The 12,687-nt window shown below is 44.5% G+C and carries 15 protein-coding genes; all 15 read right to left on the bottom strand.

Annotation, left to right across the window (positions count from 1 at the left end; all coding sequences use genetic code 11):
* Positions 1-6: 6 nt before the first annotated feature.
* Entirely contained in the window at positions 7-1,428 is a 1,422-nt protein-coding gene (gene atpD / locus JOC94_RS07010) for a F0F1 ATP synthase subunit beta (RefSeq protein ID WP_077109619.1), read from the bottom strand.
* A gap of 199 nt (positions 1,429-1,627) precedes the next feature.
* A complete protein-coding gene (gene atpG / locus JOC94_RS07005; RefSeq protein ID WP_077109620.1) occupies positions 1,628-2,485 on the bottom strand; it encodes an ATP synthase F1 subunit gamma in 858 nt (285 codons plus the stop codon).
* A 94-nt stretch (positions 2,486-2,579) separates the two neighbouring features.
* Complete coding sequence (gene atpA / locus JOC94_RS07000) at positions 2,580-4,088, bottom strand: F0F1 ATP synthase subunit alpha (RefSeq protein WP_077109621.1); 1,509 nt, start codon at positions 4,086-4,088, stop codon at positions 2,580-2,582.
* A gap of 30 nt (positions 4,089-4,118) precedes the next feature.
* Complete coding sequence (locus tag JOC94_RS06995; RefSeq protein ID WP_205178948.1) at positions 4,119-4,655, bottom strand: F0F1 ATP synthase subunit delta; 537 nt, start codon at positions 4,653-4,655, stop codon at positions 4,119-4,121.
* Positions 4,652-5,179, bottom strand: coding sequence for a F0F1 ATP synthase subunit B (gene atpF / locus JOC94_RS06990; RefSeq protein WP_077109623.1), 528 nt, complete (start codon positions 5,177-5,179; stop codon positions 4,652-4,654). The genes JOC94_RS06995 and atpF overlap by 4 nt, the downstream gene beginning before the upstream one ends.
* 293 nt (positions 5,180-5,472) lie before the next feature.
* Positions 5,473-5,685 carry a F0F1 ATP synthase subunit C gene (atpE, locus tag JOC94_RS06985; RefSeq protein ID WP_077109624.1) on the bottom strand — a complete coding sequence of 71 codons (213 nt, stop codon included), beginning with the start codon at positions 5,683-5,685 and terminating at the stop codon, positions 5,473-5,475.
* Positions 5,686-5,754: 69 nt separating this feature from the next.
* Positions 5,755-6,468, bottom strand: a complete 714-nt coding sequence (gene atpB, locus JOC94_RS06980; protein ID WP_077109625.1) for a F0F1 ATP synthase subunit A — start codon at positions 6,466-6,468, stop codon at positions 5,755-5,757.
* Positions 6,458-6,865 (bottom strand): ATP synthase subunit I, encoded by a 408-nt coding sequence (locus JOC94_RS06975; RefSeq protein ID WP_077109626.1) that lies wholly within the window; start codon positions 6,863-6,865, stop codon positions 6,458-6,460. Before JOC94_RS06975 ends, atpB begins: the two co-directional genes overlap by 11 nt.
* A 5-nt stretch (positions 6,866-6,870) precedes the next feature.
* Complete coding sequence (locus tag JOC94_RS06970; RefSeq protein WP_077109627.1) at positions 6,871-7,092, bottom strand: AtpZ/AtpI family protein; 222 nt, start codon at positions 7,090-7,092, stop codon at positions 6,871-6,873.
* A 286-nt stretch (positions 7,093-7,378) separates the two neighbouring features.
* Positions 7,379-8,527 carry a non-hydrolyzing UDP-N-acetylglucosamine 2-epimerase gene (gene wecB / locus JOC94_RS06965; protein WP_077109628.1) on the bottom strand — a complete coding sequence of 383 codons (1,149 nt, stop codon included), beginning with the start codon at positions 8,525-8,527 and terminating at the stop codon, positions 7,379-7,381.
* A gap of 14 nt (positions 8,528-8,541) precedes the next feature.
* Positions 8,542-9,171 (bottom strand): uracil phosphoribosyltransferase, encoded by a 630-nt coding sequence (upp, locus tag JOC94_RS06960; RefSeq protein ID WP_077109629.1) that lies wholly within the window; start codon positions 9,169-9,171, stop codon positions 8,542-8,544.
* A 381-nt stretch (positions 9,172-9,552) separates the two neighbouring features.
* Positions 9,553-10,815 carry a serine hydroxymethyltransferase gene (locus JOC94_RS06955; RefSeq protein ID WP_077109630.1) on the bottom strand — a complete coding sequence of 421 codons (1,263 nt, stop codon included), beginning with the start codon at positions 10,813-10,815 and terminating at the stop codon, positions 9,553-9,555.
* A 129-nt stretch (positions 10,816-10,944) separates the two neighbouring features.
* The gene (locus tag JOC94_RS06950) at positions 10,945-11,517 is read right to left on the bottom strand and encodes a TIGR01440 family protein (protein WP_077109631.1); all 573 of its coding nucleotides are present in this window, start codon (positions 11,515-11,517) and stop codon (positions 10,945-10,947) included.
* Positions 11,518-11,531: 14 nt separating this feature from the next.
* On the bottom strand, positions 11,532-11,972 hold the full coding sequence (gene rpiB, locus JOC94_RS06945) for a ribose 5-phosphate isomerase B (RefSeq protein WP_077109724.1): 441 nt from the start codon (positions 11,970-11,972) through the stop codon (positions 11,532-11,534).
* A gap of 58 nt (positions 11,973-12,030) precedes the next feature.
* Complete coding sequence (locus JOC94_RS06940; RefSeq protein WP_077109725.1) at positions 12,031-12,465, bottom strand: low molecular weight protein arginine phosphatase; 435 nt, start codon at positions 12,463-12,465, stop codon at positions 12,031-12,033.
* Positions 12,466-12,687 lie beyond the last annotated feature (222 nt).

Raw genomic sequence — 12,687 nt, 5'->3', positions numbered from 1 at the left:
CCCTAGTTAAACTTCAACGCCCATTTCTTCGGCTTTTTTCAGCACATCTTCAATTGGTCCAACGAGACGGAATGCATCTTCAGGTAAATGATCATATTTTCCTTCAAGGATTTCTTTAAAGCCTTTGACTGTTTCTTGTACAGGAACGTAAGAGCCCGGCTGTCCTGTAAACTGTTCAGCGACGTGGAAGTTTTGCGACAGGAAGAATTGGATCCTGCGCGCTCGGTGGACGACCAATTTATCTTCATCAGAAAGCTCATCCATACCAAGAATCGCGATAATGTCTTGCAACTCTTTGTATCTTTGAAGAGTTTGTTGCACTTTACGGGCAACTTCATAATGTTCCTCTCCGACGATTTCCGGCGAAAGAGCCCTTGATGTTGATGCCAACGGATCCACCGCAGGATAAATACCCATCTCGGACAATTTACGTTCGAGGTTGGTTGTGGCATCCAAGTGGGCAAACGTTGTTGCCGGAGCCGGATCCGTATAGTCATCCGCAGGAACATATATCGCTTGGATAGATGTTACTGATCCTACGTTCGTAGAAGTAATACGTTCTTGAAGTTGACCCATTTCCGTAGCAAGTGTAGGCTGATATCCAACTGCCGAAGGCATCCGGCCTAAAAGGGCGGAAACTTCAGAACCCGCTTGTGTAAAGCGGAAAATGTTGTCGATAAAGAATAGAACGTCTTGTCCTTGTTCATCACGGAAATATTCAGCCATCGTTAGACCCGTTAGAGCAACACGCATACGGGCGCCAGGGGGCTCGTTCATTTGACCGAATACCATCGCTGTCTTGTCAATAACGCCTGAATCTTTCATTTCAAAGTAAAGGTCGTTCCCTTCACGGGTACGCTCTCCAACACCGGCGAAAACCGAGATACCACCGTGTTCTTGGGCAATATTATTAATGAGTTCCTGAATGAGTACCGTTTTACCTACACCGGCACCACCGAACAGGCCGATCTTTCCACCCTTAATGTATGGAGCAAGCAAGTCAACAACTTTGATGCCTGTTTCCAAAATTTCCACTTCTGTGGAAAGCTGCTCATATTTTGGAGCGTCACGATGGATGGAATCGCGCCTTGCACTTGCATCAATATCCTCATTTAAATCAATTGGGTCACCCAAAACGTTGAAAACACGCCCAAGGGTAATGTCACCTACAGGTACGGAAATGGATGCACCTGTATCAATGACTTCCATGCCCCGTTGAACACCATCGGTAGATGCCATGGCGATCGTACGAACTGTATCGTCACCAAGATGAAGGGCGACTTCCAGTGTCAGGTCAATATTTACTTCTGTGTCTGATTTTGCATCGTATGTTATCTTTAGCGCATTGTAAATTTCAGGGAGATGGCCATCGGCAAATTTCACGTCGACTACCGGTCCCATTACTTGCAAAACCTGTCCTTTGTTCATTACTTCCCCTCCTACCTGGGTTGTGATTTTTAATCAATGACGGCTTGGAATTCAGTCCGGCTTTTGAATTGTGCTTGCACAATTTGCTTTCTTTCAATTCCGTGACATTCCTCGAAGTGCTTAACAGTATTCAACAAAGGGAATCCCTTTGCTGACAACAGAGGATTTCGGTCTAAATACTGTTAACAGCACGTCAAGTTTATTCAAGTGCTGCCACACCGCCGACAATCTCAGTAATCTCTTGGGTGATGGCTGCCTGGCGGGCACGGTTATAGGTTAAAGTAAGATTGTCTATTATTTCGATCGCATTGTCCGTTGCGCTCTTCATGGCTGTCATCCGGGCAGCGTGTTCACTCGCTTTTCCGTCAAGAAGAGCACCGTATATTAAACTTTCCGCATACTGCGGCAACAATACTTCCAATATGGCATCAGCGGAAGGTTCGTATTCATAGGACATTAATTTTGTAGTAGATCCCAAGTCGGTAAGAGGCAATACTTTTTTCTCGGTCACTTCTTGGGTAAGCGCACTGACATAGTGATTGTAGTACATATATAACTCATCAAACGTACCATCCGAGAACATTGCCACTGTATTTTTCGTAATCTCCATAATATCGGAAAATGAAGGTTGATCAGAAAGACCTATGATTTCAGATACCACATTCATCTTCCTTTTCAGGAAAAAGTCCCGTCCCATACGGCCAATCGCGATGATGGCATATTCATCATTGTTTTTATGCCTTTCTTGGATTTTTGACTGGACAGCCCGCAAAACGTTGCTATTATAAGGGCCAGCCAAACCGCGGTCCGTTGTAATAACCAAATATCCAGTTGTTTTAACCGGCCGTGATACAAGCATGGGGTGCTCAACGTCTTGACTTCCAAGAGCTATACTGGCTACGACCTCTTGAATTTTTTCCATATAGGGAACAAACGATTTCGCATTTGTTTCGGCACGATTCAACTTGGCTGCCGAGACCATTTGCATCGCCTTGGTAATTTGACTCGATTTTTTGTTTGAATTAATACGAGATTGGATATCACGTAATGATGCCACTTGATTCACCACCCTGCCATTTAATTCTTAAGGGAGACGCCCGCAGCTTTCATCCGCCGGAAAACTGGGCGCCCTGTTCCCGCTGTTATATCTATTATTCGCTTTTAGCGAATGTTTTTTTGAATGTGTTCAAAGCGTCAGCCATGTCTTCGTCAGCAGGAAGCTTTCCAGTGGAGCGAATGCTTTCGAGCAATTCCGCGCGATTGTGGTCAAGCCAAGAGTACAATTCCTCTTCAAATCTCCGTACATCTTGAACAGGAATATCATCCAAGAAGCCCCTTGTAAGAGCATATAAGATCATGACTTGCTTTTCTACCCTGATCGGCTTATTCAAGTCTTGCTTAAGTACTTCCACTGTTCGCTGACCGCGTGACAACTTTGCCTGAGTCGTTTTGTCCAAGTCTGAACCGAATTGGGCAAATGATTCCAGCTCACGGTATGCCGCAAGGTCGAGACGAAGTGTACCGGCAACTTTTTTCATGGCGCTAATTTGTGCTGATCCTCCAACACGTGAAACGGAAAGACCCGCATTAATCGCAGGGCGCACCCCTGAGAAAAACAAGTCTGATTGCAGGAAGATTTGTCCATCAGTGATCGAAATCACGTTTGTCGGAATATAAGCAGAAATGTCTCCTGCCTGTGTTTCAACGAATGGAAGAGCGGTCAATGATCCGCTGCCTTTTGCGTCACTTAACTTCGCAGCACGTTCCAAAAGACGGGAGTGCAAATAGAATACATCCCCCGGGTAAGCTTCCCGGCCAGGAGGCCTGCGTAAAAGCAAGGAAAGTTCACGGTATGCCGCGGCTTGTTTGGAAAGGTCATCATATACAACAAGCACGTGCTTGCCGTTATACATGAACTCTTCCCCCATTGTTACACCCGCATATGGAGCGAGGAATAAGAGTGGTGCAGGTTGTGATGCGGAAGCCGTCACAACGATGGTGTAATCCATCGCACCGTATTTGCGGAGTGTTTCAACCGCATTACGGACAGTGGATTCTTTTTGTCCGATCGCAACATACACACAAATCATGTTTTCATCGCGCTGATTTAAAATCGCGTCAATAGCAACGGTCGTTTTACCCGTTTGACGGTCACCAATGATGAGCTCACGTTGGCCGCGTCCAATCGGTACAAGCGCATCAATCGCTTTGATCCCTGTTTGGAGAGGCTCATGAACTGATTTTCGATCCATGACACCTGGTGCGGGGCTTTCGATCGGACGAGTTTTTACAGTGTTGACTGGGCCCATGCCATCGACTGGCTGCCCGAGCGGGTTTACAACACGGCCAATTAGTTCTTCTCCGACAGGCACTTCCATGATGCGCCCTGTACGGCGAACTTCGTCGCCTTCACGAATTTCCGTATAAGGTCCGAGAATAACGATACCGACGTTGCTTTCCTCAAGGTTTTGCGCCATTCCCATGACACCATTTGAGAACTCCACAAGTTCCCCTGCCATTACATTGTCAAGTCCGTAGGCACGGGCAATACCATCCCCAACTTGTATAACTGTGCCTACATCGCTTACTTCCAAATCTGCTTCATAGTTTTCAATTTGCTGCTTGATCAGCGCACTGATTTCTTCAGCATTGATGCTCATGGATTTCACCCCTCATTTTTCAAGTTGATATTAACTGACTAACGTGCGTTCAAGTCGGTCAAGTTTTCCTTTAAGGCTTCCGTTAAAAACTCTGTTTCCGATGCGGACCTTAACGCCTCCTAGTAACTCGGAGTCAATGATATTTTCAATGTTCAATGCGGTTTTCCCCACTTTTGGCGCGAATGTTTCAGAAATGGCTTTTGTTTCCTCCGCAGTCAGCGGTCGTACAGAATACACGACTGTTTCCGCAATTCCACGCTCTTCATTCAACAACTTGATAAAAATTTCGGCAACTTCGAGAATGATATTCTCCCTGTGCCGGTCGGTCAACAGCATCATCGTATTGATGACAGGTAGTGACGCATTTTGAAAAACTTCTTTTATAAGGTTTCTTTTTTTATTGACAGAAAGCTTTGGTGACTGCAAAAGGTGGATAAAACCCGGATTTTGTACAAGCACCTTTTTTACAGTGCGCAGCTCTTCAACGATTTGATCTGACATATTTTGTTCTTTGGCCAATTGAAAAAGTGCCAATGCATACCGCTGGGCAACGACAGGATTACTCATCGATCCTCGCCTGCTCTTTCAATATATTCATTGATCAGTTTCCCTTGGGCTTCGGCATCCAATTCTTTTTCAATCACTTTTGATGCAATCATGACAGACAATGAAGCAACTTGTTCACGAAGCGCAGACATTGCATTGTCTTTTTGCTGTTCAATCTCCAAACGCGCAGTCTCTTTCAAACGTTCCGCTTCCTGGCGGGCTGTATCCATAATCTCCTGGCGCTGGTTTTCAGCTAGTTGCTTGGCATTTTCAATCATGTTTTGCGCTTCCTGGCGCGCTTCTTTCAGTAATGCTTTCTGTTCTTCAAGCAATTTATTCGCTTCTTCACGGCTCTTTTCAGCCGAGTCGATCTCATTGGCAATATGTTCTTCCCTTTGTCTCATGACACCCATTAAAGGTCCCCAGGCAAACTTTTTCAAAAGCGCCAACAAAATAAGCATCATGAAAAGCTGGAACAAAATATCGCCGCCGTTAAAATGGACTCCTCCAATTTGTGTTCCCAGTACAAAGCTACTCTTTAACAAGCCCGCTCCACTCCTTCCAAGCTCCTGATATTAAACTTTAAACCGGCTTTTTGCCGATGAAAGGTCAATGGTAAAAATCAGCGCGCAAAAGGCTTCCGGGAAGTTATTTCCACTGTCCCCCCATAAACCTCCTGCGCATTTGTTAGACCAGCCTTGGCCGCCGTCCCCCCTTAGATTTCTTCATTGCGGGGCATGATCGGGCGGCATTAACCGGCCTTTCTCCTTGCTTTTCTTAAAAAATGGCGAAGTGTATTTCTTCGCCATTTCGAAAATGCTTGTCTATAAATAAAACCTTATCTTCCTTGAACCATAAATGCGATAACAACCGCCATGATTGGAATGGCCTCAACCAACGCAACCCCGATAAACATGGTTGTTTGGAGCACACCACGTGCTTCTGGCTGACGCGCAATACCTTCGACTGTACGAGATACGATCCATCCGTTACCAATACCTGCCCCAAGAGCGGCTAAACCAATTGCAATTGCTGCTGCTAACATACCCATGATAAAATTCCTCCTTAAAATATATAAAAAATGAAGATTTCGGATGTCCATAGTTATGAACAATATATATTAATGATCCGTACTTACTTTATGAGCAAGATAGACCATCGTTAACATTGTAAAAATAAATGCTTGTATCGCTCCGATAAAAATAGAGAATCCCATCCAAGCCAGTGTTGGGACAGCTGCTGCAATCCAGCCAACAACACCTTGTGCCGCAAGACCTCCGGCAAGAAGGCCCAAGAGAATTTCACCGGCAAAAATATTCCCGTAAAGACGAAGCCCCAACGTTAATGTGTTGGCAAATTCCTCGATAATTTTAAGCGGAAGCAAGAACGACACTGGTTGAACATAACCTTTGAGGTAATTGCCAAGTCCTTTTTGTTTAACTCCATAATAATGGGACAGCGCGACAACCATTGTTGCCAACGTTAGTGTAAGGAGGGGGTCAGCCGTTGGAGATTTCCACCATAATTCGTGATCGATCACGATCGCGAAAGGCAGACCAAGCATGTTGGAAACAAATATATATAAAATCAAGGTAACGCCCAACACATGAAAATGACCGCCTTCTCTCCAGTCCATGGTGCTTTTTACGATTCCTTTAACGAAATCAAAAACCCATTCCATAACGTTTTGCATGCCTGTCGGTTTCATGGCAAGCCTGCGCGTTCCAATGAAGGCGAGAAGAAACACAATAACCGAGGCTACGCTAATCATTAAGATATTTCCCATATTAAAATATAATCCAAATATTTCTTTGATTGGCGCTTCATGATTCATCCGATTCACCTCTCTTCCGCTGCTTGTCTTTTCTAAAGCTGAGGGAAATTATAGCATCTATCATAATGACAACATAAGATGTCATTAATCCTATCACTACGCTGATCAAATGGAACCTTTCCGGATAATTCGTCGCGATCAAAACCGCAAGCACTGCTGCAGCCATCCTCGACAATGTGCCCAAAGAACGTACGGTTTTCCCCTTTGCAACGGCTTCTCCAACCTGATTTGTTCTGCGAACCATCGACCATAGATTAAAAAAACTGAGGATTGTACCAAGGATCAATCCCATAAAAATAGATTGGTGTTTCGTGAATCCCCAACCCAATACAAAAATTGCTAACAAGTACAGTATGTACTTCCGATGTCTATTAAATAACTGCTGGAGGTCATCCATTTATGCTAATCCTCCGAAAAAAATTGTCGGATTGTGTATATAAGCGCCATAACTCCGGCAGCTAGACCAAAAAAGAGGCCAACCACTAAAAATAGCGGCTCTTTCCCGGTTATGTTATCAAGCCAATTCCCTGCAAAAACACCTACCAGGGTCGACCCTGCCAATTGTGCGAGAATCGCAGAATAAAGGGCCATCCCATAAAGCGGATGACGATTTTTCCTATTCATACAGCATTCCCCACCTATTGTTAAGGTGCTTTTTCGCTAATTGACAATCCATGAAAGAAGATATATCGCAATCTCCCTTCATATCCTTTGTTAGCATACAATAGGCATATGTCAATGTCAACGAGTTTAGTGTGAATTTCTTAACAATCTATTTTTACCTTTAGAGCTTTGTCACAAAATCATCAAAATTCAACTAAAATATGGGTTTAGACCACATTTTTTGGTAAAGAATCAACATGTAAACGACCTGGCGGAGTTTATAATAATGGGCTTGTTGCCTCCTGCATTAAGCTGTTGTAAATGGATTTGGCCGATGCTTTTTCAAATGGAAGTGATAGGCTAAGGCATCCGCAATTCTGGTAGAAGCCTTTCCATCTCCATATGGATTATTCGCCTTTGCCATTTTTTCATAAGCTCTTTTGTCTGTCAGCAGTTCTTCCGCACTCCGGTAAATCGTTTCTTCATCCGTTCCAGCCAACTTTAACGCTCCGGTTTCAATTCCTTCCGGTCTTTCAGTTGTCTCACGCAAAATCAACACCGGAACACCCAGCGATGGCGCTTCTTCCTGCACTCCTCCCGAATCGGTCATAATGAAGTAAGCCCTGCTCGCAAAGTTGTGAAAATCAATGACGTCAAGCGGTTCTATCAAGTGGATCCTTGAGTCATTCCCCAAAATCTCGCTCGCAACTTCCCTGACAGCCGGATTCATATGAACAGGATAAACAACTTGAGTATCAGGATGCTTCATAACCATTGTCCGTATTGCCTGGAACATATTCCTCATCGGCCGTCCTACGTTTTCCCTTCTATGGGCCGTCAGTAATATAAGCCGATCACCGCCTATGAGATCAAGGATCCGATGCCTATAGTCCGTTTGAACGGTCGTTTTCAGGGCATCAATGACCGTATTTCCGGTTATAAAGACTGACTCTTCTCTTTTCCCCTCATTTAAAAGGTTACGCGCCGATGTTTTCGTCGGGGAAAAATGCAAGTCGGCTATGACGCCTGTTAGCTGACGGTTCATTTCTTCCGGAAATGGGGCGTATTTATTCCATGTTCTGAGCCCGGCTTCTACATGTCCGACCAATATTCGATTATAATAGGCTGCAAGGCTCGCTACAAACGCTGTTGACGTATCGCCATGCACAAGTACAATATCGGGCTGAGCTTCCTTGATGACGCAGTCTAGCCCTGTCAGGCAGCGTGTTGTGACATCAACCAATGTTTGCCTATCCTTCATCATATTCAAATCATAGTCAGGCTTAATCTTAAATATATCCAGCACCTGGTCAAGCATTTGCCGATGTTGGGCCGTAACAGCCGTAACTGCCTCAAATTCTTCTTTTCTTGCTTGAAGCTCCTTGACAAGCGGAGCCATTTTAATCGCTTCCGGCCTCGTCCCAAAAATGGATAATACTTTCACACGCTTATCCATTGGAAAATGCCTCCCTATTTCGTGCCGAACAAACGATCACCGGCATCTCCCAATCCAGGGATGATATATCCTTTTTCATTCAGTCTTTCATCAAGTCCGGCAACGTATATGTCTACGTCGGGATGGGCTTTTTCGATCGCACTTACTCCTTCCGGCGCGGCGATAAGAGTCATCAGCTTAATTTGTTTCGCTCCTCTTTTTTTCAGAGAACGAATTGCTTCAACCGCTGTTCCTCCAGTAGCAAGCATTGGATCCACAACGATAAAAAATCTTTCTTCCACATCACTCGGAAGTTTTAAATAATACTCGACGGGCATTAAAGTTTCCGGGTCGCGGTACAATCCGACGTGTCCTACTTTTGCCGCGGGAATCAGCTTTAAAATACCATCGACCATGCCGATCCCGGCCCGCAAAATCGGAACAATGCCTATTTTTTTCCCTGCCAATATTTTAGATTTTGCTTTGCAAACAGGGGTATCCACTTCGATTTCTTTCAAAGGCATATCCCTTGTAATTTCAAACGCCATCAAGGTGGCGACTTCATCAACAAGTTCACGAAACTCTTTCGTTCCCGTGTTCTTATCGCGAATATAAGTTAATTTGTGTTGAATGAGAGGATGGTCGATCACATGCACTCTGCCCATAAGATCTCTCCTTTGCTTTTTGGTTGGAACAGAAGCGGAGCAGTGTACGAACTTCTATCATGATAATCAATCGAACCTGCTTCCCGGCTCTGGCCAGCATATCCCTGCTAATTTTACATAAAAGGCTCTCTTTCGGCAAGGAAAATAAAGATCATATAATGGGCAAAAAACCGACATATGAAAAAGCCTCCAAAACACCGGAGGCTTGAAGCTTTTTTCAGTTTATCCCGCATGTAAGGTGCCGTATAAAAAAATCCCTCTTCAAAACGCGAGGATGATACAAAAGGTCCAAGTGAGAGATAACGGCACCTAATTGCCCGATTCGTTCAACTAACACTCAGTAGGAGATGGAAGAAAACGCCTACTGAATGAAGTTTCACTTTATACGTAAAGCGGAAACCGAGCCGTCAGAGTTTCTATCCGAGTACGCGCTTCATTTAATTTTGTTTCCTTGTCATGATTTTTAAGGACAAATGCAATAAGCGAAGCAATTTCTTCCATTTCGCTTTTTCCAAAGCCCCGTGAAGTGACTGCCGCTGTTCCAATCCGAATGCCACTCGTGATGAAAGGACCTTCCGGATCATAAGGGATGGTGTTTTTATTAACGGTTATACCGACATCATCCAAGACTTTTTCCGCCACTTTGCCCGTTAAACCAAGAGAGCGCACATCAAGGAGAAGCAAATGGTTGTCCGTTCCGCCAGAAATGAGGTCAATACCTTCTTTCTTTAAGCTTTCGCCTAATTGTTTTGCATTTTCAACGATCAGTTGGCTGTACGCTTTAAAATCGTCTGTCAAGGCTTCGCCGAAGGCAACCGCTTTTGCGGCGATGACGTGCATAAGAGGACCGCCTTGAATGCCCGGAAATACAGACTTGTCGATTGCTTTGGCATATTGTTCTTTGCATAGGATTAATCCGCCTCGCGGCCCCCGCAAAGTTTTATGCGTTGTAGATGTGACAAAATCGGCATAAGGAACCGGGTTCGGGTGAAGGCCGGCGGCAACCAATCCGGCAATATGGGCCATGTCGACCATCAAGTATGCGCCGACTTCATCAGCAATTTCCCGGAACTTTTCAAAGTCGATAATCCGGGGATAAGCACTTGCTCCGGCAACAATCAGCTTCGGTTTATGTTCCAATGCTTTTTGCCGCACATCTTCGTAATTGATACGGTGATTTTTCTCATCTACCCCATATTCAACAAAATGATATTGCATACCGCTGAAATTGACGGGGCTGCCATGTGTCAAGTGGCCACCGTGGGATAAATTCATGCCAAGGACCGTATCGCCATGTTTCAAAATAGTAAAATAGACGGCCATATTAGCTTGTGCCCCCGAATGAGGCTGCACATTCGCATGTTCCGCGCCAAACAATTTCTTAATGCGGTCACGCGCCAAGTCCTCCACAATATCAACATATTCACAACCGCCATAATAACGGCGGCTCGGATAGCCTTCTGCATACTTGTTTGTCAAAACAGATCCCTGAGCTTCCATGACCGCTTCACTCACGAAGTTCTCGGATGCAATTAATTCAATTTTGGATTGTTGCCTTTTCAATTCTTTTTGAATCGCCTCGTATATCTCGGGATCCTGCTTGGCTATAGCGCTTTCCGCCCTATTTTCGCTTACCTTGCTCATTGTGCTCCCCCTTGTATCGGTAATAATAATCCTTATCCTTGGTTCCGTTCTTGTTTACATTTTAACATGAAGTAATGTCCGAGCCAAATGGATTTTTGACTTTTTGGAGACAAAAACGGAACATTTATATTAGTAATAGCATTTATTGTTCAGTTTTTCGCGATTATAAACAGCTCTCGCACCGCCAATTAGCTTTGGACGAGTGGCTGCCACGGTGACATGGGCATTTCCGAGTGACCTTTGGCCGATTCTGACCGGAACTGCGACGTGTTTTAAATGCATGCCAATAAACGTGTCTCCTATATCAATACCGGCATCCGCTTTTATAAACTCGACAACGGCCGGATCTTGAAAGCGAGAATAGGCGCATGCTGCCATGGCACCGCCTGCTTCACGAACGGGAACAACCGTTACCTGTTCGAAATGAAATTGTTCAGCTGTTTCCCTTTCGATAACAAGTGCGCGATTTAAATGTTCGCAACATTGGAAGGCCAAATGGATTTTCTTTTCCTGAGCGAAAGCCTGTAATTGCTCAAAGATCATGGCTGCCACTTCAATCGTTCCCGATGTTCCGATTCTTTTTCCTGCCACTTCGGATGTGGAACAGCCAACGACGAATATCTGTCCAGGCCTAATCGGCAATTCCTCGGCGCATTGCTTGAGAATCAACTTCAGCTCGTTCCGCCATTGTTCTATTTCCATGCATATCGCTCCCCTTATCTATTTTCGTAATCGGAAATCTTTTGGATACGCCTTGTGTGGCGGCCGCCTTCAAACTCCGTTTCCAGCCAAACCTTTGCAATCTCGCGGGCAAGACCGGCTCCGATCACACGTTCCCCCATAGCGAGTACATTTGTATCATTATGAAGGCGTGTCATCCTGGCACTAAATACATCGTGCACCAAAGCACAGCGGATTCCTTTTACTTTATTCGCGGCGATGCTCATGCCAATGCCTGTTCCACAAACTAAAATGCCCCGGTCAAATTCACCGCTTGCCACTTTTTCTGCTACAGGAACAGCAAAGTCGGGATAGTCGACCGAGCTTTCGTCTCCACAACCAAAATCCTTATATTCTATATTCAATTCTTCCATTACTTTAATGATTTCTTTGCGAATCAAAATTCCCCCGTGGTCGGATGCAATTGCCACTTTCATCATGTAACATTCTCCTTTCATTTGTTTGATTCTTCTTTGTTTACGCAGGTTGACAGATTCAACAATCAATAGACAACCTGGCAATCAAGCCGCGAAGTTCCTGAAACGTTGAGCGGTAGACTTCCAAGTCTCCTCCAAAAGGATCTATCACGTCAAGATCTCCATTGCGCCCATTCACATATTCTTTTAAAGTAAAAATTTTGTCCGCTGCCGCCGGAAACATGTCCATCAACATTTGTTTATGCCCTTCTGTCATCGTGAACACATATTTAGCCCAATGGATATCTTCTTCTTGCAATTGCTTTGAACGGTGTTCCAGTTTCATGTTATTTTCTTTCAATACCTTTAGCGCATGGTCCGCAGCCTTGCTCCCTTCAGCAGCGAACAGCCCTGCAGATCTGGCATCCGCTTTTCCGTTCCATATATGGTGAAAAATGGCCTCAGCCATTGGGCTTCTGCATGTATTTCCGGTACAAACGAATAGAATATTCATATCTTCTCCTACCTCTTTTACCTTATTATAACCATTCACTTTTTTGCGGACAAATGTAGAGTGCTTTTTCATCAACGATATGACAAAGTCCGACCAGGCAGCGTGTCATCTATTGATTAACAAATGAAATACAAAAAACCGTCAGTAAAAACAAAAAAAACGATATAATCGTTTTTAGTGTGAGTCGAACACTTGATAATGCTGGCCTTCATAACTCTTATA

Source organism: Siminovitchia thermophila, from assembly GCF_016909185.1.
In the GTDB taxonomy this organism is placed as follows: domain Bacteria; phylum Bacillota; class Bacilli; order Bacillales; family Bacillaceae_C; genus Siminovitchia; species Siminovitchia thermophila.
The sequence above is the reverse complement of the archived record's forward strand: the minus strand, read 5'-3'. Positions and strand labels throughout refer to the sequence as shown.